Origin of the sequence: Pseudomonas sp. TMW 2.1634, from assembly GCF_001703595.1 — a bacterium.
Taxonomy (GTDB): Bacteria; Pseudomonadota; Gammaproteobacteria; order Pseudomonadales; family Pseudomonadaceae; genus Aquipseudomonas; species Aquipseudomonas fragi.
In genome coordinates, this window is sequence record NZ_CP016849.1 from 3,747,390 (window position 1) to 3,766,371 (window position 18,982).

An 18,982-nucleotide genomic window follows, 5' to 3' on the forward strand; every position below is an offset into this window, starting at 1 on the left:
TTTATTTATACCGCACTTCACACAAAAACCTGCCGAGCTGCGTCAACGCCATGAATGGCAACCCTGTTATGATCCGCGGTAACTATTTGTGTAACTCCCCTCAGCCGATTACGAGCGAATCCATGAGCACCGACAAGACCAATCAGTCCTGGGGCGGCCGCTTCAGTGAACCCGTCGACGCCTTCGTTGCGCGTTTCACCGCCTCCGTCACTTTCGACCAGCGCCTTTATCGCCACGACATCATGGGCTCCGTGGCTCACGCCACGATGCTGGCCAAGGTCGGCGTGCTGACCGATGCCGAGCGCGACAGCATCATCGACGGCCTCAAAACCATCCAGAGCGAAATCGAAGCCGGTCAATTCGACTGGCGCATCGACCTGGAAGACGTGCACATGAACATCGAAGCGCGCCTGACCGACCGCATCGGCGTGACCGGCAAAAAACTGCACACCGGTCGCAGCCGTAATGACCAGGTCGCGACCGATATCCGTTTGTGGCTGCGCGACGAAATCGACCTGATCCTGGCTGAAATCACCCGCCTGCAAAAAGGCCTGCTGGAACAGGCAGAGCGTGAAGCCGAGACCATCATGCCCGGCTTTACCCACCTGCAGACCGCACAGCCAGTGACGTTCGGTCACCATATGCTGGCCTGGTTCGAGATGCTCAGCCGCGATTACGAGCGCCTGGTCGACTGCCGCAAGCGCACCAACCGCATGCCTCTGGGCAGCGCGGCACTGGCGGGCACCACCTACCCGATCGACCGCGAATTCACCGCGCAACTGCTGGGCTTTGACGCCGTAGGCGGCAACTCGCTGGACAACGTGTCCGATCGCGACTTCGCCATCGAGTTCTGCGCCGCCGCCAGCATCGCGATGATGCACCTGTCGCGCTTCTCCGAAGAGCTGGTGCTGTGGACCAGCGCGCAATTCCAGTTTATCGACCTGCCCGACCGCTTCTGCACCGGCAGCTCGATCATGCCGCAAAAGAAAAACCCCGACGTGCCGGAGCTGGTGCGCGGCAAAAGCGGCCGTGTATTCGGCGCGCTGATGGGCCTGCTGACCTTGATGAAGGGCCAGCCTCTGGCCTACAACAAGGACAACCAGGAAGACAAGGAGCCGCTGTTCGACGCCGCCGACACTTTGCGCGACTCGCTGCGCGCCTTTGCCGACATGATCCCGGCGATCAAGCCCAAGCACGCGATCATGCGCGAAGCCGCCTTGCGTGGTTTCTCCACCGCGACCGACCTGGCCGACTACCTGGTTCGCCGTGGCCTGCCGTTCCGTGACTGCCATGAAATCGTTGGCCACGCCGTGAAGTACGGCGTTGAGACTGGCAAGGACCTGGCGGAAATGAGCCTTGAAGAACTGCGTCAGTTCAGCGATCAGATCGAAGACGATGTGTTTGCCGTGCTGACCCTCGAAGGTTCGGTCAATGCGCGTAATCACATCGGCGGCACCGCGCCGGCGCAAGTGAAAGCAGCTGTTGTACGCGGCAAGGCGTTGCTGGCCAGCCGTTAAGCGTCAGGCAATACAAAAAACGGGCACCCTGGGGTGCCCGTTTTTTTTATCCAGCGCCAACGCGAGGGTTATTTCTTGCTGCTGATCCAGGCCAGGAACTGTGGCATGGCAGCGTCTTTGTCCGCGGCGATTTTTTGCACATGCGGGTTTTGCTTCAGACGCTCCAGCAAGGCCGCGGCCCCCGGCATGTCTGCCAGCAGGTCGAGGCCAAACACCTTGTGTGCCACCGCACAGGCCAGGTCAACGCTGAAGGCGAAGTAGATATCCGCCACGCTCAGGGTGTCGCCCGCCACATAAGGCGCAAACTTGCCGTGGCGGCCCAGCGAAGCAATACCCTCGAGCAGCTCGGTGCGCGCCTTTTCCTTGATCACGTCGGGCACTTGCATGCCGAAGAACGCCTCGGGGTAGCAAGCACGGGCCGGCAGTTCGATATACAGCTCGATTTCCTTGGCCAGCGCCAGCACCTGGGCGCGCTCGAACGGGTCAACCGGCAGCAGTTTCGGGCCTGTTTGCGTTTGCTCGATATAGTCGAGGATCACGCTGGTTTCATTGATAAAACCTTGCGCAACGCCCAGGGCCGGGACTTTGCCACGGGGGCTGATGGCCAGGGCCTCTGGGGTCTTGCCAGCGAAAAACGGCACCTCTTCAAAGGGCACGCCCTTTTCCAGCAGCGCCAGCTTGACCATGTTGTAGTAGTTGCTGACTGCGAATCCATAAAGCTTGAGCATTACAAAGCCTCCAGGCCGTGTTGGGGTTGGCTGCAGCTGTTATAGAGCTTCGCCGTCAGGCTGGCTAGCAGCATCACTGGCTTGAATGCAGTTAGACTGGCCGCCTTTACTTGAGGAGCCTGCCATGAGCGAGCCAACCGATATCGACAACGAAGAAGAAGAATTCGCCGAATCCACCCTGATCCAGGCGATTGAAAACCAGATTGAAAGCGACAACCCGCCTGCCGCCAAGGCCACGTTCAACAAACTGACCCTGGTTGGCTACGAGCGCGACGATATCCTGCAGATGATGGCCCATGTGCTGGCCGTGGAAATTGACGCGATCCTCGAAGAAGATCGCGCCTTTAACACCGAGTGGTACGAAGCCGCCCTGCGCGCGCTGCCGACCCTGCCGCCAGAAAAGGACTGAACCCGGTTCAGGGGCGAATCGCCGGCGCCCGTTGCCAGTCCAGATCCTGGGCAGGCATCGGGCGCCCGAACCAGTAGCCCTGGCCCAGGTCGCAGTCAAGGTCGAGCAGGAACTGCGCCTGCCCGACCTGCTCTATGCCTTCGGCATGCACCTGCAAGCCCATGCTTTGACCCAAAGCGATAACGGCCCGCACAATCGCCACATCATCATTGTCCCCGGGCAAACCGGCGACAAAACCCTGATCGATTTTCAGCTTCTGCACGGGCAAGCGCTTGAGCCGCAGCAGCGATGAAAAGCCGGTGCCGAAATCATCGATAGCCAGGCGCAAACCCAGTGCCCGCAGGCGATGCATCTGCTCCAGGGCCACTTGCGAGTTGTCCATCACCGCACTTTCGGTCACTTCCAGTTCCAGCAGGGCCGGGTCCAGGCCGGTGTCCGCCAGCACCGTGGACACCAGCGCGAACAGCTCGGGCCGGGCAAACAGACGGCTGGAAATGTTCACGGCCACAAACGCCAGCTCCACCCCCGCTCCCTGCCACTGCACCATCTGCCAACAGGCCTGCTCCAGCACCCAGGCGTCAATTTCGGCAATCAGCCCGGTGCGCTCGGCAATCGGGATAAATTCACCCGGTGCCAACAGCCCGCGCAGCGGATGCTCCCAGCGCACCAGGGCTTCAACGCCAATCAGGCGGCTGGTTTTAAGGTCATGCACCGGTTGGTAGTACACGCGCAGCTCTTGCTGCTCCAGGGCACGGCGCAGATCGCTGGCCACCTCGACCCGGTACTGGGCGTGGGCCGTCAGCTCTTCGGTGTACAAGGCATAGCCCTCGCGCCCCGAGCTTTTGGCCTTGAACAGCGCCGAATCGGCATTGCGCAGCAATTGCTCGGCGTTCAACGCATCGCCGGGGAACACGCTGATGCCAACGCTGGCGCTGATAAACAGCTGATGCTTGTCGACATCAAACGGGCCTTTCATGATCTCCAGCACCTGCTGCGCAAGCCCGGCGGCCTGGCTCGCTTGCGCGCAGCTGTCGATCAGCACGGCGAACTCATCGCCGCCCAGCCGGGCCACGGTAAAGCCCTTGCCAAACACCCTGAGCAAACGCTCGGCCACCGCCTTGAGCAGCAGGTCACCGACGTTGTGGCCCAGGCTGTCATTGATGATCTTGAAGTGGTCGAGGTCAATCATCAGCAGCGCGCAGCCGGTCTGGTGGCGTTGCGCAGAAGCCAGCGCCTGCTCGGTACGGTCGGTGAACAGCAGGCGGTTGGGCAGGTCGGTCAGGGGGTCATGGTGAACCAGGCGCGCCAGCTCGGTCTGGGAGTTCTTGATCGCGGAGATATCCGAAAAAACCGCGACATAGTGGCTAACCTGGCCCTTGTCATCGGTAATCGCACGCACGGTTTGCCACTGCGGGTAGACCTCGCCACTTTTGCGCCGGTTCCAGATTTCGCCGTGCCACTCGCCGTGCTCGTCGATGGACTTGAACATTGCCTGGTAGAACTCGGGGCCGTGGCGGCCCGACTTGAACATGTTCGGGCGGCGGCCAAGCACCTCTTCGGCCGGGTAGCCCGTGATCTCCACCAGGGCACGATTAACGTGAACGATCACCCCGCGGCTGTCGCTAACCAGCACCCCTTCACGGGTGCAGTCAAACACCACTGCCGCCTGCCGCAAGCGCTCCTGATCCTGACGCTGGCGCTTCAGGCCGGGGTTCATGCCCAGAAAATCGAACAAACGGGCCCGGGCGAAAAAAATCAGTACGGCGCTGAACAAGGCAAAAACATAGCCATTTACCTGCTGCCACTGCACCAATTGTGCTGAATCATCGAAATAACTGTTCAATAAATGATCAGTTACCAGCAGCCAGAAAACCGCTAGCAGCCCGTATAACAAGGCCGTACGCAAGGCATCGCGAGAAGAAACAGACATAAGAAAGTTAATGCACCTACAAAAAAATGGGAATTATAGTGTAAGAAACATCCCGGCACTCTTATCTGAAAGGCCGACTGGTTTTATCTGGCTGCATGGTGATAATGCGTGTTGCAGTTTTTTTCATCTTCCCGAGGGCCAAACAGCCTATGTGGTACAACGGTTTTCTCGACTTGTCAGCCTGGCAACTGGTGGCAGTCACTCTGTTGATGACCCACGTGACCATTATCGGTGTCACGGTTTATCTACACCGCTACTCAGCCCACCGCTCATTGGAGCTCAATGGTGGCCTGAAACACTTTTTCCGCTTCTGGCTGTGGCTCACCACCGCGCAGAACACCCGCGAGTGGACAGCCATCCACCGCAAACACCACGCCAAATGCGAAACCGTCGATGACCCGCACAGCCCAGTGATCAAAGGGTTATCGACCGTTTTGCGAAAAGGTGCAGAGCTGTATCGCGAAGAAGCGCAAAATCCTGAAACACTGCGCATTTACGGCAAAAACTGCCCTGAAGACTGGATTGAGCGAAATCTTTATTCGCGTTACAAAATGCTCGGCGTGGCCCTGATGCTGGTCATCGACCTGCTGCTGTTCGGTGCCATCGGCCTGACCATCTGGGCCATCCAGATGATGTGGATCCCGGTGTGGGCGGCAGGCGTGGTCAACGGTTTGGGTCACGCCGTGGGTTATCGCAACTTCGAGTGCCGCGACGCGGCCACCAACCTGGTGCCGTGGGGCATCATCATTGGCGGTGAAGAGCTGCACAACAACCATCACACTTACCCCAACTCGGCCAAGCTGTCGGTCAAGAAGTGGGAGTTCGACCTGGGTTGGGCCTGGATCAAGGTCTTCAGCTTTTTGCGTCTGGCCAAGGTTCAGCGTGTTGCGCCGATTGCCCATCGGGTGGAAGGCAAGGGCAACCTGGACATGGACACCGCGATGGCGATCCTCAACAACCGTTTCCAGATCATGGCCCAGTACCGCAAGCTGGTGATCGCGCCGCTGGTGCAGCAAGAGCTGGCCAAGGTCGATCATTCGGTGCGCCACCAGTTCCGCCGCGCCAAGCGCTTGTTGTCGCGCGAGACCAGCCTGCTTGAAGATCGCCATCACCAGCGGATCGAGAAGATGCTGGAGCACAGCCAGTCGCTGAAAGTGATTTACGAGAAGCGCCTGGCCCTGCAACAGATCTGGGTCAAGACCAGCACCAATGGCCACGACATGCTGGCGGCGATCAAGGAATGGGTACACGAGGCTGAAGCCAGCGGGAACCAGTCGCTGCGCGACTTTGCCCACCAGCTCAAGACCTATTCGCTGCGGCCTGCGGCGGTTTAAAGACGGGCCTCGCCTCCACCGATCAGGTGGGAGCGGGCTTGCTCGCGATGCAACCACCGCGGTTTGCCTGACCACCCGCGGCGCCTGAATCGCGAGCACGCCCGCTCCCACCTTTACGGTTTATCGATCAGTTGCAAGAGCTGCGACATACCCACCCGCAACAAGCGCGCGGTCTTCCCGCCCGCCACCTCGGCAATCCCCTCCTCAGATTCCAGATTGGCCACTTGCGCCGCCAGGTTCATCACCAGCGCTTCACGCGAATACACCCCGCCGCCCAAGTGATACTGTAGTGGTCTAATGAAACCGGACACTCATTTAGGCGAGAATGCTCGCCATATCGAGGTGTCAGATGACCAAGCAACGTCGTGTCTTTTCCGCTGAATTCAAACGCGAGGCTGCTGACCTCGTACTCAAACAAAATTACAGCTGCATCGAAGCCAGTCGTTCACTCGGCATTGGCGAGTCGGCCCTGCGCCGTTGGGTCAGTCAGCTTCTGCAGGAACGCACAGGCGTCACCCCGCAGAGCAAGGCGCTCACCCCAGAGCAGCAAAAGATCCAGGAACTGGAAGCCCGAATCGCCCGTCTTGAACGAGAGAAATCGATATTAAAAAAGGCTACCGCGCTCTTGATGTCGGAAGATCTCGAGCGTTCGCACTGATCCATCAGCTAAGCGCCCATGAACCTGTTGACTGCTTGTGCGAGGTGTTCGAAATCACCCGTTCGACTTACTACGCCCATCACCTCAGGCGGCGTTCTCCGGGCGTTGAGAGAATTCGATTACGCAGTCGAGTCAACGAACTGTTCACCCAGAGCCGAAACGCTGCTGGCAGCCGAAGTATCGTGTCGATGATGCAGGATGATGGCGAGCAGATCGGGCGTTTCAAGGTGCGAGGCTTGATGCGGGAACTGGGGTTGATCAGCAAGCAGCCTGGCTCGCATGCCTACAAAAAAGCAACGGTCGAGCGGCCTGACATTCCAAATACACTGAATCGTAAATTCGATGTTCCCGAGCCAAACAAGGTTTGGTGCGGTGACATCACCTACATCTGGGCGCAAGGGAAATGGCACTACCTGGCCGTGGTTATGGATCTCTATGCTCGCCGGATAGTGGGCTGGGCGTTATCAGGAAACCCGGATGCTGACTTGGTCACCAAAGCACTGGATATGGCCTATGAGCAACGCGGGAAGCCTCAAGGGCTGCTGTTTCATTCGGATCAGGGATCGCAATATGGAAGTCGCCACTTCCGTCAGCGTCTGTGGCGGTACCGCATCAGCCAGAGCATGAGTCGCCGGGGCAATTGCTACGACAACTCGCCGATGGAGCGAGTATTTCGCAGCTTGAAAACCGAGTGGATACCTTCAGTGGGTTATATGTCGGTTCAGCAGGCACAACGAGACATCAGTCATTATTTGATGCATCGCTACAACTGGATACGGCCTCATCAATTTAATGGCGGGCTAACGCCGGCTCAGGCCGAGAAAAAACTTAACGTCGTGTCCGGGATTAGTTGACCACTACATACATGGCCGCAATCAGTTCGCGCATCTCCAGTGGCAAGCGCCAGCGCGTGCGTAACGCCGAGCCATAAGCGGCGCCAAACTCGGCCAGCGACACATCAATGGCCTGGGTATCCAGTTCACCACCGGCCTGGCGCCACTCCTGCAAGCAACGCAACACGGCCAGATCACCCAGGCAGTGCAACAACCCGGCGCAGTAACAACGCTCCTGATCCAGATTGAGCATGCCTGCCAATGTGTGGCCGTAGTCTGCCGCCCGCTGTGACAAGGCCCAATAACCCTCGGCGTAGTCCGCCAGGCACGCATCGCTTAACTGCGCGCCGGGCTTTAGGGTCAGCCCCTGTATCAGGTTCAGGCTTTGCGCAGGCCCCAGCCGCTGCATGGCTTGTGCGAGGGTCTGGGCCGGGCTCGCAAGGTGCTGCGCCGCGCTGTTGGCGGCCGCAATCAGCACCGCAGTGATGTGTGGATCGGTACGCACCTGCTGCTCAAGCTGCGCAAGATCAAGCCCGTCAGGACCCAGGCTGTTCCTGAGCGCCGACTGTGCATCAACCCTGAGCGGCGCGCCGTCTGAAGACGCACGGCGCTGTTCCAGAAAACGCTTGAGGGTCATGCCGGGCGCCAGCGCCGGCACGTCACACAAGATCTCTTGCCCCGCCTCAAGCAATAACCCCGTGAGGCGCTTGGTCAGCCCGGCAATGTCCAGTGGCATGGTCAGGTAGGCCGTAGGCGCCAGGGGCAATGCTTCACGCACACTGGCGCTGTCATTGCGCGCACTCAGCAAAATAAAGGGCTGCGCGGCAACTGCGCGACGCTGGCGAACGCTGCGCAGCAAATCCAGGCCACCGATGCCCGGCAGATCACGGTCAGCAATCACCAGGCCGTAGGTGTGCTTGCCCAACTGTGCAAGCGCCTGCTGGCCGTCGCCACAGACATCCAGTTGAGCGTCGCAACGTACAGTCAGCACCACTTGCTTGAGCAAATCCCGGGTCCAGGGGTCGGCCTCGGCAATCAATACAGTGGGTGCTGCTTTTAAATCTACAACCGTCATCCAATTTGCTCCCCGTGCGATACAGGCACCTTAGTCAAAGGGCGCACGCGGATACAGGCAAAAACACCCAATTCGATGGATCAGACGCAAAAAAACCGCCGAAGCGGTTTTTTTGTCTATCAGGTCACAGCGTCAAGCGCGGGGCTTACACCAGTTCGGCGAAGCACTCTTCGATGATGGCCAGGCCTTTGTCCAGCTGCTCGTTTGGCGAGGTCAGCGGCACCAGCACGCGCAGGACGTTGCCATAAGTGCCGCATGACAGCAGGATCAAACCCTTGTCGCGCGCCTTGGCAACCACTTGGGCCACGGCTGTCGGGTTCGGCTTGTGCGAGTCGCCGCCTTCGAACAGCTCGACCGCGATCATCGCGCCCAGGGCACGCACATCACCGATCACCGGATGCTTGGCCTGGATAGCCTTGAGGCCTGTTACGAGGCGCTCGCCGACTTCCTTGCAGCGGTCCAGCAGGTGCTCTTCTTCGAACACATCCAGTACCGCCAGCGCTGCTGCGCACGCAATCGGGCTACCGGCATAGGTGCCGCCCAGGCCGCCTGGAGCGATGGCGTCCATGTATTCGGCCTTGCCGCACACACCGGCCAGCGGGAAGCCGCCAGCGATGGATTTGGCGAAGGTGGTCAGGTCGGCAGTCACGCCCATCTGTTCCATGGCGAAGAAGGTGCCAGTACGGCCAGCGCCGGTTTGCACTTCGTCCGCGATCAGCAGGATGCCGTGCTTGTCACACAGCTCGCGCAGGCGGGCCATAAACGCTTTCGGTGCCACATAGAAGCCACCCTCGCCCTGTACCGGCTCGATGATGATGGCGGCGATGTCTTTAGGCTCGGCGTCGTTCTTGAAAATGCGTTCGATGCTGGCGATGGAATCGTCAACGCTCACGCCGTGCAGCTCGCACGGGTACAGGGCGCGGAAGATGCCGCCCGGCATCAGGCCCATGCCGGCCGAGTACGGCACGACTTTGCCGGTCAGGCCCAGGGTCATCATGGTGCGACCGTGGTACGCGCCGGTGAAGGCGATCACGCCAGCACGGCCAGTCGCGGCACGGGCGATTTTCACGGCGTTTTCAACGGCTTCGGAACCGGTGGTCACCAGCAGGGTTTTCTTGTCGAAATTGCCCGGCACCTTGGCGTTTATTTTTTCGCACAGCTCAACGTAAGGCTCGTACGCCAGCACCTGGAAGCAGGTGTGGGTCAGCTTGGTCAGTTGCTCTTGCACCGCGGCAATGATCTTCGGGTGCAGGTGACCGGTATTCAGTACCGCGATACCGCCCGCGAAGTCGATGAACTCACGACCTTCAACGTCGGTAACGGTGGCGTTTTTCGCCGATTCGGCAAAGATCGGGTGGATCTGGCCAACACCGCGTGGAACAGCGGCTTCACGGCGTTTCATCAGGGATGCGTTGGTCTTGTTGCTCATGGTGTTCCTCATTCGCCGCTGATCAAGCGGCGTGGTTCAAGGCTGACGCGCCAGGCAGACACCCATGCCAGCATGCGATGATCGACTGGCATGGCGCTCCCGGCCACAAAAATTAACAGTTTGAAACGCAGGGGAAGCATCGCTCTCGTGCCCCCTCTGCTTGAACCACCCGCCGGGTTAGATACCCAGGCAGAGATATTTGATTTCCAGGTAGTCTTCGATGCCGTACTTGGAGCCTTCACGGCCCAGGCCCGACGCCTTGATCCCGCCAAACGGCGCGACTTCGTTGGAGATCAGGCCGGTGTTGACGCCCACCATGCCGTACTCCAGCGCTTCAGCCACACGGAACACACGGCTCAGGTCGCGGGCATAGAAGTACGACGCCAGGCCGAACTCGGTGTCGTTGGCCATCGCGATCACTTCGGCTTCGTCCTTGAAGCGGAACAGTGGCGCCAGCGGGCCGAAGGTTTCTTCCTTCGCCACGGCGGCGTTTTTCGGTACGTTCACCAGAATGGTCGGCTCGAAGAAGCTACCTTCCAGGCTGTTGCCACCGGTCAGCAGGGTCGCGCCCTTGCTCAGTGCGTCAGCGATGTGTTCCTTGACCTTGGCCACGGCCTTGTCATCGATCAGCGGACCAGTGGTGGTGCCTTCATCCAGACCGTTGCCGATCTTGAGCTTGCCCACCGCCACTTTGAGTTTTTCAGCGAAGGCATCATAGACCGAGTCCTGAATGTACAGGCGGTTGGCACATACGCAGGTCTGACCGTTGTTACGGTATTTGGAGATGATGGCGCCTTCGACGGCCTTATCCAGGTCTGCGTCGTCGAACACGATGAACGGTGCGTTGCCGCCCAGTTCCAGCGACACTTTCTTGATGTCCTTGGCGCATTCGGCCATCAGCTGGCGACCGATTTCGGTCGAGCCGGTGAAGGACAGTTTGCGCACGATCGGGTTGCTTGTCAGCTCGCCGCCGATGTCGCCGGCACTGCCGGTTACAACGCTCAACACGCCTTTCGGGATGCCGGCACGGTGCGCCAGCTCAACCAGGGCCAGGGCCGAGAACGGGGTTTGCGAAGCAGGCTTGATCACCATGGTGCAACCGGCGGCCAGGGCCGGGCCGGCTTTGCGGGTGATCATGGCCGCCGGGAAGTTCCACGGGGTAATGGCAGCGGTTACGCCGATCGGCTGCTTGATCACGATCAGGCGCTTGTCCGGCTGATGGCCCGGGATCACGTCGCCGTAGATGCGCTTGGCTTCTTCGGCAAACCACTCGATAAACGAAGCGGCGTAGACGATTTCGCCCTTGGCCTCGGTCAGCGGCTTGCCCTGCTCCAGGGTCATCAGGCGGCCGAGGTCGTCCTGGTTTTCGATCAGCAGCTCAAACCAGCGACGCAGCTTGGTTGCACGCTCTTTGGCGGTCAGGGCACGCCAGGCCGGCAACGCTTTGTCTGCGGCTTCAATGGCACGACGGGTTTCCACCGCGCCCATTTTTGGCACGGTACCGATGATTTCACCGGTCGCCGGGTTGTTGACCTTGATGGTCTGGCCACCGTCGGCATCCACCCAGGCACCATCGATATAGGCTTGCTGGCGGAACAACTGTGCGTCTTTGAGCTGCATGTGGGCTTTCCTTAACAGCACCGCGCAGGCGCGGAGCGAATTATTTAAGTAGAAAGGCGCCGTAGAAGGCTGCCGTCAGGAAGTCATTCACTGCCAAAGTATCTAAATGACGCACAAAAAACAGGACGTGCGATTCAGCACTCAGACAAGAGCGTTTGAAATCTCAAACGAATCCTAGGGTCAAAGGGGGTAAAGGACAATAGTCTGTTCGAAAAAAAGAACAAGGCATCAGACTTCACCGTTTTATTACCCGGCCCCCATTAATAGCCTATAACGCGCCAGGAAACACCTGACGAATCAGCGGCATGGACGGCTGACACGCAGATGAGTATGATGGCGCCGCGCTGCACCAGTAGCTCAGCTGGATAGAGTACTGCCCTCCGAAGGCAGGGGTCGTGGGTTCGAATCCCGCCTGGTGCACCATTCTTCTTTCCCTTGTCCAAGGGAATCGCGTCAAATCCCTGTATCCCAAAGCATTTTTGCCTCTCATCGAGTAACCGGTGAGCGATCGCACGCCTGTATTTTGAGCTTTTGCGGGCAAAACGCAGATCAGGTTAAATTTTCTATGGGCAACTGACGAAAGGCTGGTTACTATACGCGGCGTTTCGCGGAGAGCTGGCCGAGTGGCCGAAGGCGCTCCCCTGCTAAGGGAGTACACCTCAAAAGGGTGTCGGGGGTTCGAATCCCCCGTTCTCCGCCATTATTTGTGGCACCTGAATGCGTTCCCTTGTTCAAGGGAACCGCGTTTTCCCCCCTTCAAAATCAAACCCGATGTGCATATGCGCAGTGCTTTGTCGCGTCTGCAGAAACCTGTGGGGGCGGGCTTGCCCGCGATTCAGGCAACGCGGTCGTCCTGTCAGACCGCGTTGATGCCATCGCGGGCAAGCCACGCTCCCACACCGCTATAACCCAATGCTCCCCCCCACAAGAGCCGTTGCACCCGCGCACGCAATCGTTAATGATACAGCTTCTCATTAACACCCGAGCCCATGCTCCATGACCCCGCCTTCCCCCTCCAGCCTGCTGGCCAGTTTTCAGGAGCATTACGACGACTTGTTGTCGTTCCTGACCCGGCGCCTGCGTGACCGACATCGGGCGGCGGATGTGGCGCAGGAAACCTGGATCAAGCTGGCGAAAATCGACCCCAGGACGGTCACGGTACTTAATGACCGGCACTTTATTTTCAAGGTGGCGGGCAATCTGGCCATTGATGCCTTGCGCGTGGATCAACGCCAGACCCGCAACCTGAGTGCCGAGCCGCCATCGCTGGAAATCGCCGACCCCGGGCTGCCGCCCGAAGGCCTGCTGCTGGCCACCGAGCGCATCGGCATCCTCGACGACGCCCTGCAACAGCTGTCGCCCAATGCCCGCCAGGCGCTGTTGCTCAGCCGTATCGACGGCATGACCCAGGCGCAGATCGCCGTCGAACTGGGCGTGTCGCCAAGTATGGTGGCAAAATACATCGGCCAGGCCTTGCGCCACTGCCGTGACTGGCTCAAACACAACCATGCCTGAGCGTGCCGTGATGCTTTCTACGCCCTCCCCTGATGATCTCGACGATCAGGCCATCGACTGGCAAACGCTGCTGCATTCCGGCACGGCCACAGCCCGCCAGCGCCTGGACTACCAGCGCTGGCAACAGTTGAGCCCGGCGCACACATCCGCCGCCCGGGAAGCCGAAGCGCTATGGGCGGATATCGGCCTCACCGCCAGCGCCGAGCAACACCGCGTAAAGCCGCGCCGTCGGGTTTATCGCTGGGCCAGCGGGCTGGCGGCGGGGCTGGTGCTGGCCGTGATCGGGTATGGCGCTGCGGACTCTGTGCCGAGCTGGTCCGACACCCATCACACCAGCGTCGGTCAGCGCCAGCAATGGCTGTTGAGCGATGGCACGCGGGTCACGCTCAATAGCGCCACGGCGTTGTCGGTGGACTTCACCGGCACTCAGCGCAGCGTCACCTTGCGCAAGGGCGAAGCCCTGTTCGAGCTGGCCGATGACCCGTCCCGCCCCTTTGTTGTCCAGGCCGGGCAAGACCGCGTGGCGGCTAAAAACGGGACCTTCAGCGTGCGCCGCGATGCGGGGCAGACCCGTATCCTGGTCGCCTCCGGCGCGGCGCAAGTGCAGCACCAGGCGCAAACCCTGGAGCTGCAACCCAACCAGCAGGCGCTGTACCAAGCAGGCCAGGCTGTCGCTGAGCGCCAGCAGGTCGATGCCAATGCCCTCACTGCCTGGCAGCGCGGCAAGCTGATCTTCAACCGCAAGCCCCTGCAGGAGGTGCTGGCCGAGCTGGAGCGCTATCAATACGGGCGCATCGTGCTGCCCGATGCCACCCTCGGCGCGATGCAGATCAGCGGCGTGTTCGACCTCAATGATCCGCAGAACCTGCTGCACACGCTGGAGCAGCGTTACGGCCTCAACATCACCTACCTGCCGTTTGTGGCATGGGTCCACTGAAAATAATTTCACACAGCCACTGCAAGATCCTCTCGGGCATATCGTCGTAGTAAGACCAGGAACGAATCCGTTCCCATTCGCGATATAAAAACCCGGACAAGGATCAAACACGCAATGGTCGAGCACGTCAAAAAGCCACGCGGCGCACACCTCAACGAACAGCGACTGCGCCAGGTACTTGTGGCCACAACCTTGCTGGCCAGCCTGGGCGGCACGCTGCACGCCAGTGCCCAGACAGCGTCTGCGACCGCCCCCGGCGCCTCTGTAAGCGCCCGCCAGGTCAGCCTGGACGTCCCGGCCCAGGAACTCGACCAGGCCCTTACCCAATTTGCCGACCAGGCCGATCTGCACCTGCTGTTCACCTCTGCCGAAGTGGCCGGGCTACACAGCCCGGGGCTCAAAGGGCAGATGAGCCTTGAGCAGGCCCTTCACGCCCTGCTGGAAGGCAGCGGCCTGGACTGGCAATTCAGCGATGCCCGCACGGTAATCCTGCGCAAGCCTCAAGCCCCCGCGCAGAGCCTGCAACTCAAGGCCCTGGAAGTCAGCGTCGGCGCCCGTACCAGCACCGCCATCAGTGAAATCCCGGGCACCGTGTGGGTGGTCGACCAGGTGCAGTTGCAGGAGCAACTGGACACCGGTGTCACCCTCAAGGAAGCCATCGGCAAACTGGTGCCGGGACTCGACCTGGCCCCCGAAGGGCGCAGCAACTACGGCCAGAACATGCGCGGGCGCAACGTGCTGGTGATGATCGACGGCGTCAGCCAGAACAGCTCCCGAGGGCTGTCGCGCCAGTTCGACAGCATCTCGCCGTTCAACGTCGAGCGCGTCGAAGTGCTGTCCGGCGCCAGCGCGCTTTACGGTGGTGGCGCCACGGGCGGGATCATCAATATCGTGACTAAAAAGGGCGCGCCCGGCCCCGCACAATTCGAGACCGAGCTGTCGGCCACCAGCGGTTTCAACAACAGCGACGACCTCTCCAGCCGCATTTCGCAATCAGTCAGCGGCGGCACGGATCGGGTCTATGGTCGCCTGGGGATTTCCGGCGAACAGAACGAAGCCTTTTACGATGGCAAGGGCGACCAGGTGTTTATCGACAACACCCAGACCGACCTGCAATACAACCGCACCCTGGACCTGATGGGCAGCCTGGCGATCAAGCTCGATGACGTGCAGGACCTGGACTTGCTGGCCCAGTACTACGATTCGGGCAATAACGGCAGCGTCGGCATTTACTTCCCCAACCTGCACGACAAGGCGCCGTCCAACCTCGAAGACGCTGAAATCCGCAGCGGCTACGACACCGACCTGGAGCCGCGCTCCAAGCGCTTGCTGTTCAACGCCAACTATCACCACGCCGACCTGCTGGGCCAGGACTTCTACTTGCAGGGCTCGTACCGCAAGGAAGACAACAATTTCTACCCGTTCCCGTACTACAACGCCGGCAAGCCGCAAGGCTCCAAAGGTGTGTACTTCGCCGCGTCGCAGCAAAACTTCGAAGTCACCAGCCTCAAGGCGTTGTTTGCCAAGCAATGGGACAGCCTGAAGCTGACCTATGGCGTGGACCTTGACCGCGAGCGCTTCAACGCCGAGCAAAGCGTGTTCGATTCGGCCATCTCGTCCGAAAGCGGTGGCCTGGACCTGGTTACCCAAAGCAAGGCCCCGCGCTACCCAAGTTACCGGGTTGATGGGCACTCGGCCTACGCCCAGCTTGACTGGAAACTTACCGATGCCCTGACCCTGTCTGGCGGCGCGCGGCGCCAGCAAATGGACGTCGATGTCGGTGTGTTCAAGGGCATTGCCGGTGGCAGCAATGATTACGCGGTCAACCTGTTCAACCTCGGTGCCATCTACGACTTTAAAAATGGCCATCAAACCTGGGTCAACTACAGCGAAGGCTTTGATTTGCCGGACCCGGCCAAGTACTACGGCAAGGCGGGCCTGAGCGTCAAAGACAACCCGCTGGCCGGGATCAAGAGCCGTCAGGTCGAGACCGGCTGGCGTTTTGCCGATGTGGATTGGGACGCACAGGCGGCGATTTACTACATCTGGTCGGACAAGGTCATCACCACGGACGCTGCCACGCTCACCATTGATGTCACTGACAAGAAAAGCCGTGATTTTGGCTTTGAAGGCGCACTGACCCGTCACTTCAATAACGGCTGGGACGCAGGCGGTACCTTGCATCTGGTGCGTTCAGAGGAAGAGGACGCCCAAGGCGACTGGATGAAGCGTGACGCTCGTTATGCGTCATTGTCCAAGTCCACCGCGTTTGTGGGCTGGCACGGTGACGGGCGCAATGTGCGCTTGCAGGGTAACCATGCCTTTACGCTTAAAGACGATTCCGACCACAAGATCAGCGGTTACACCACGTTCGACTTGATGGGCAGCCAGGAAACTGAATTCGGTACCTTCAGCGCCGGTATCCAGAACCTGCTGGACAAGGAGTACAGCACCGTATGGGGCCAGCGTGCGGCGCTGTTCTACTCGCCGACCTACGGCCCGGAGTATCTGTATGACTATCAGGGCCGTGGCCGCACCTACACCATGACCTGGTCATTGGCGTACTGACGGATGGGGTCTGTAGTCGCTGCCGAAGGCTGCGAAGGGGGCGACAGCCCCCGTTTTCCGAAAGCCCTGCAAATCCCCTCGCAGCCTTCGGCAGCGACTACAGGGATCACAGGGATTTGCAGGCATAGCAGAGTTACTGGCTGGCGACACCACCAAAACGGGTGGTCATGGCCGTGATGAAGTCTTCAAGGCTCATTTTCTGACCATTGAGATCCACCTGGCCATCCGCGTAATTGAGCGAGGCCAGGATGTTGTTGCCCTCCACTTTGGCCAACCCGGTCTGCACTGCCATCACACCCGCCATTTCGCTGTTCATGCTGGCCATCTTGGCAATGGCTTGCGGGTCGGTCTGGCCCACCAGTTGTGCCTGCACCGCCGACAAGTCAGCAATCATCGGCTTGGACAGCAGCAGCTTGGCCTCCAGTGCGGTCAGCATCTGCTTGGTGACCTCAACCGGCGGCTGCTCGAATGAAGTCGGCTTGGCCAAGCCCATCGCAACGCTGAGCTGGCTTTCGCCATTGGCGGTCTTGATGGTGAATTTCTCCAGCGCCAGCTGCGGTTTGGAGGCCAGTATCTTTTCCACCTGAAGCTGCATCTGCACTTGCTCCGCCGGGGTCAGCGGGGTTTGCGGCAAGGTGCCGTCGGTCTGGGGCTGGAACTTGTTCTGATAAATCTGCAGCAGCGCCTGCATGGCCGGGATATCCAGGCTGTTGGCGGTCAGGACCATTTGCGCACTGCCCACTGGTTTACCGTCCAGGGTGACATCACCCACGTTGTAGGCCAGGCGCCCGGACATCAAATTGCCATTGGCGGAAGCCGAGTCCGCGTACTCGAAGCTCTTGAGCTTGATCACCGATTGCTTCACGCCATAGGTCAACTGGCCTTCACTCAGCGCCATCACGTTCTGCCCGAGATAGAAGCCAAAGTCGGTTTTCTTCAGGTCACTGGCCAGGGTCAGGCCATTGAGCTCGACTGTTACCGGCGGGTTCTCAATCGTGATTGCATTGAGCTTGAGGTGGTCCATGTAGCCTTTGGCCTTGAGGTTCTGGCCGTCGGCATCGGTCTGGGCCTGCATGGTCATGCCCGAGAAACTCAAGGTCGAGTGCTCGTCCAGCTGGGTCTGCAGGGCCGTCAGCTCCATATGGCCGTCAATCGAGCGGTCGTAACCCAGGGTGACCTGGCCTTTGAGTGGGGTCTGATCCTTGGTGGCGGCAAACCATTTTTCGGTAAATGGGGTTTTTTCCAGCGAATAATTGCTGACCGCCATCACCGGCATCCACTTGAACGTCTTGATACGCGACCACGGCAACGGGCCATGCTCGATATTGTCGACAAACAGCAACTCCACCGGCTGTGCATCCGCGCCGGCCTTGTCGTCCTGCAGCTTGAGACGATAGTGCGCGGTGCTGCTGTAGAGGTTGCGCTCAATGGAAACCAGCTCAAGGGTGCCGTGAGTGGTCGTGCCTTGCAGTTGCTTGGCCAGCTCCTGGTTGGTCTGTGCAATCGACGTCTGCAGCACGCCCTCGATTTTGCTGCCGGTGTACCACGCGCCAGCGGTGTTCAGCGCCCCGGCGACAACAACGATCCCTACCAGCACAGCTAATGGTTTATTCATCAATTGACCCGTTCAATGTCCGTTGTGTTGAAAGTAAAGCGGTCTTTGCCAAGCCCTTCATGGGCCGAAAAGTACAAGCAGGTTAACACCGGCAACAGAACTGACGCTGCTCTTGCGTCACACCGCCTTCATGCCGGTTGGGCGTAACGCCGGTCAATTTCGTCGAGTTGATGGTCGAAACTCTTGAGGCTGGCACTCCAGGTGTACACCAGCACTTCCAGATCATGGTCTATGCAGGTTTCTCCTACAGAATTAAAAGAAACGTCTGAGTAATCTAGCTGGTAACGCTCACGCGCCATCGCTGCCGCCACATCGGCAAGTTCACGCGCGGTTTCGAGCCATTGGCGGTCATCGGAGGGCAGCGCCTTGTCGAGTTTCAGGCACTGGATTTTCAGGGCTTCGAGGCTTTTTTCCAGCGGGGTGCCGGTGAGTTCGCCCATGAACTCCTGGAAGGTGCGGCCCGGCTGCCAGTAGCTGCCCCAGAAATAGCGGTCAAATACCGTCTCTACCCGGCGCAGGGCGACCTTGGTGTCCCAGATCAGCACACGGGTCTGGCCCTGGTTGATCTGGCGCTTCTTGATTTGCCGGGTTTGCACTGAGGCGCAGGCCACCACGGCTATGGCCATCACGGCGATCAGCGCGCTGGCGCTGTCGAGGAAGATCAACGCCTTGTCGATCTGGTGCGCCAGCATGATGCCGTAGAAATAGGTGGCCGAGAGCAGCACCAATGCGGCCACTGCACACCAGAAACCGGGAGCGTAAGGGTTTTTCATTATTAGTATCCCCATCAGGCAGGGTCTGCACGATGAGGAGG

At 59.8% G+C, this 18,982-nt stretch carries 14 protein-coding genes, 2 tRNA genes and 1 pseudogene; 9 read left to right on the top strand and 8 right to left on the bottom strand.

Annotation, left to right across the window (positions count from 1 at the left end; translation table 11 throughout):
* Window positions 1-122 precede the first annotated feature (122 nt).
* A complete protein-coding gene (gene argH / locus BFC21_RS17690; RefSeq protein WP_083369690.1) occupies window positions 123-1,517 on the top strand; it encodes an argininosuccinate lyase in 1,395 nt (464 codons plus the stop codon).
* Window positions 1,518-1,585: 68 nt separating this feature from the next.
* On the opposite strand, the gene BFC21_RS17695 is transcribed toward argH, so the two are convergent.
* The gene (locus BFC21_RS17695) at window positions 1,586-2,245 is read right to left on the bottom strand and encodes a glutathione S-transferase family protein (protein WP_088378529.1); all 660 of its coding nucleotides are present in this window, start codon (window positions 2,243-2,245) and stop codon (window positions 1,586-1,588) included.
* A 124-nt stretch (window positions 2,246-2,369) separates the two neighbouring features.
* On the opposite strand from BFC21_RS17695, the gene BFC21_RS17700 reads away from it, so the two are divergent.
* On the top strand, window positions 2,370-2,654 hold the full coding sequence (locus BFC21_RS17700) for a hypothetical protein (protein WP_016782995.1): 285 nt from the start codon (window positions 2,370-2,372) through the stop codon (window positions 2,652-2,654).
* 7 nt (window positions 2,655-2,661) lie between these two features.
* On the opposite strand, the gene dibA is transcribed toward BFC21_RS17700, so the two are convergent.
* Entirely contained in the window at window positions 2,662-4,584 is a 1,923-nt protein-coding gene (gene dibA, locus BFC21_RS17705; RefSeq protein ID WP_120266407.1) for a phosphodiesterase DibA, read from the bottom strand.
* 149 nt (window positions 4,585-4,733) lie between these two features.
* Between dibA and desA the strand changes: the two genes are divergently transcribed.
* A complete protein-coding gene (gene desA, locus BFC21_RS17710) occupies window positions 4,734-5,918 on the top strand; it encodes a delta-9 fatty acid desaturase DesA (protein WP_162939401.1) in 1,185 nt (394 codons plus the stop codon).
* Window positions 5,919-6,031: 113 nt separating this feature from the next.
* Here desA and BFC21_RS17715 read toward each other — a convergent pair.
* Window positions 6,032-6,202, bottom strand: a pseudogene (locus BFC21_RS17715) (histidine kinase); the annotation flags it as partial.
* A gap of 65 nt (window positions 6,203-6,267) precedes the next feature.
* On the opposite strand from BFC21_RS17715, the gene BFC21_RS17720 reads away from it, so the two are divergent.
* Window positions 6,268-7,430, top strand: a protein-coding gene (locus tag BFC21_RS17720) for an IS3 family transposase (RefSeq protein WP_087148787.1) whose coding sequence is annotated in 2 segments (ribosomal slippage) — window positions 6,268-6,523 and window positions 6,523-7,430 — 1,164 coding nt in all. Because the reading frame shifts where the segments join, the coding sequence is not laid out codon by codon here.
* Here BFC21_RS17720 and BFC21_RS17725 read toward each other — a convergent pair.
* From BFC21_RS17725 to gabD, 3 genes are all read right to left on the bottom strand, one after another.
* Entirely contained in the window at window positions 7,423-8,484 is a 1,062-nt protein-coding gene (locus BFC21_RS17725; RefSeq protein WP_120266408.1) for an HDOD domain-containing protein, read from the bottom strand. The two genes, BFC21_RS17720 and BFC21_RS17725, sit on opposite strands and share 8 nt — an antisense overlap.
* A 145-nt stretch (window positions 8,485-8,629) precedes the next feature.
* Entirely contained in the window at window positions 8,630-9,913 is a 1,284-nt protein-coding gene (gene gabT, locus BFC21_RS17730) for a 4-aminobutyrate--2-oxoglutarate transaminase (protein WP_016782991.1), read from the bottom strand.
* A 177-nt stretch (window positions 9,914-10,090) separates the two neighbouring features.
* Window positions 10,091-11,533, bottom strand: coding sequence for an NADP-dependent succinate-semialdehyde dehydrogenase (gene gabD / locus BFC21_RS17735; protein ID WP_016782989.1), 1,443 nt, complete (start codon window positions 11,531-11,533; stop codon window positions 10,091-10,093).
* A 346-nt stretch (window positions 11,534-11,879) separates the two neighbouring features.
* Between gabD and BFC21_RS17740 the strand changes: the two genes are divergently transcribed.
* From BFC21_RS17740 to BFC21_RS17760, 5 genes are all read left to right on the top strand, one after another.
* Window positions 11,880-11,956: transfer RNA gene (locus BFC21_RS17740), tRNA-Arg, on the top strand.
* 186 nt (window positions 11,957-12,142) lie between these two features.
* Window positions 12,143-12,233, top strand: a tRNA-Ser gene (locus BFC21_RS17745).
* A gap of 296 nt (window positions 12,234-12,529) precedes the next feature.
* The gene (locus BFC21_RS17750) at window positions 12,530-13,048 is read left to right on the top strand and encodes an RNA polymerase sigma factor (protein WP_029611667.1); all 519 of its coding nucleotides are present in this window, start codon (window positions 12,530-12,532) and stop codon (window positions 13,046-13,048) included.
* Window positions 13,041-13,985 carry a FecR family protein gene (locus BFC21_RS17755; protein ID WP_120266409.1) on the top strand — a complete coding sequence of 315 codons (945 nt, stop codon included), beginning with the start codon at window positions 13,041-13,043 and terminating at the stop codon, window positions 13,983-13,985. The genes BFC21_RS17750 and BFC21_RS17755 overlap by 8 nt, the downstream gene beginning before the upstream one ends.
* A 114-nt stretch (window positions 13,986-14,099) precedes the next feature.
* A complete protein-coding gene (locus BFC21_RS17760; protein WP_232462675.1) occupies window positions 14,100-16,553 on the top strand; it encodes a TonB-dependent receptor in 2,454 nt (817 codons plus the stop codon).
* Between the two features lie 133 nt (window positions 16,554-16,686).
* Here BFC21_RS17760 and BFC21_RS17765 read toward each other — a convergent pair whose 3' ends face one another.
* Both BFC21_RS17765 and BFC21_RS17770 read right to left on the bottom strand, forming a co-directional pair.
* Window positions 16,687-18,168, bottom strand: coding sequence for a YdgA family protein (locus BFC21_RS17765; RefSeq protein WP_088378534.1), 1,482 nt, complete (start codon window positions 18,166-18,168; stop codon window positions 16,687-16,689).
* 128 nt (window positions 18,169-18,296) lie between these two features.
* Window positions 18,297-18,941, bottom strand: coding sequence for a hypothetical protein (locus BFC21_RS17770; RefSeq protein WP_029611664.1), 645 nt, complete (start codon window positions 18,939-18,941; stop codon window positions 18,297-18,299).
* Window positions 18,942-18,982: the final 41 nt, after the last annotated feature.

Coding starts and splice junctions, on each gene's coding strand:
- desA (WP_162939401.1), top strand. CDS start 4,734: ATGTGGTACAACGGTTTTCTCGACTTGTCAGCCTGGCAACTGGTGGCA.
- dibA (WP_120266407.1), bottom strand. CDS start 4,584: ATGTCTGTTTCTTCTCGCGATGCCTTGCGTACGGCCTTGTTATACGGG.
- BFC21_RS17750 (WP_029611667.1), top strand. CDS start 12,530: ATGACCCCGCCTTCCCCCTCCAGCCTGCTGGCCAGTTTTCAGGAGCAT.
- gabD (WP_016782989.1), bottom strand. CDS start 11,533: ATGCAGCTCAAAGACGCACAGTTGTTCCGCCAGCAAGCCTATATCGAT.
- BFC21_RS17725 (WP_120266408.1), bottom strand. CDS start 8,484: ATGACGGTTGTAGATTTAAAAGCAGCACCCACTGTATTGATTGCCGAG.
- BFC21_RS17760 (WP_232462675.1), top strand. CDS start 14,100: ATGGTCGAGCACGTCAAAAAGCCACGCGGCGCACACCTCAACGAACAG.
- gabT (WP_016782991.1), bottom strand. CDS start 9,913: ATGAGCAACAAGACCAACGCATCCCTGATGAAACGCCGTGAAGCCGCT.
- BFC21_RS17700 (WP_016782995.1), top strand. CDS start 2,370: ATGAGCGAGCCAACCGATATCGACAACGAAGAAGAAGAATTCGCCGAA.
- argH (WP_083369690.1), top strand. CDS start 123: ATGAGCACCGACAAGACCAATCAGTCCTGGGGCGGCCGCTTCAGTGAA.
- BFC21_RS17770 (WP_029611664.1), bottom strand. CDS start 18,941: ATGAAAAACCCTTACGCTCCCGGTTTCTGGTGTGCAGTGGCCGCATTG.
- BFC21_RS17695 (WP_088378529.1), bottom strand. CDS start 2,245: ATGCTCAAGCTTTATGGATTCGCAGTCAGCAACTACTACAACATGGTC.
- BFC21_RS17755 (WP_120266409.1), top strand. CDS start 13,041: ATGCCTGAGCGTGCCGTGATGCTTTCTACGCCCTCCCCTGATGATCTC.
- BFC21_RS17765 (WP_088378534.1), bottom strand. CDS start 18,168: ATGAATAAACCATTAGCTGTGCTGGTAGGGATCGTTGTTGTCGCCGGG.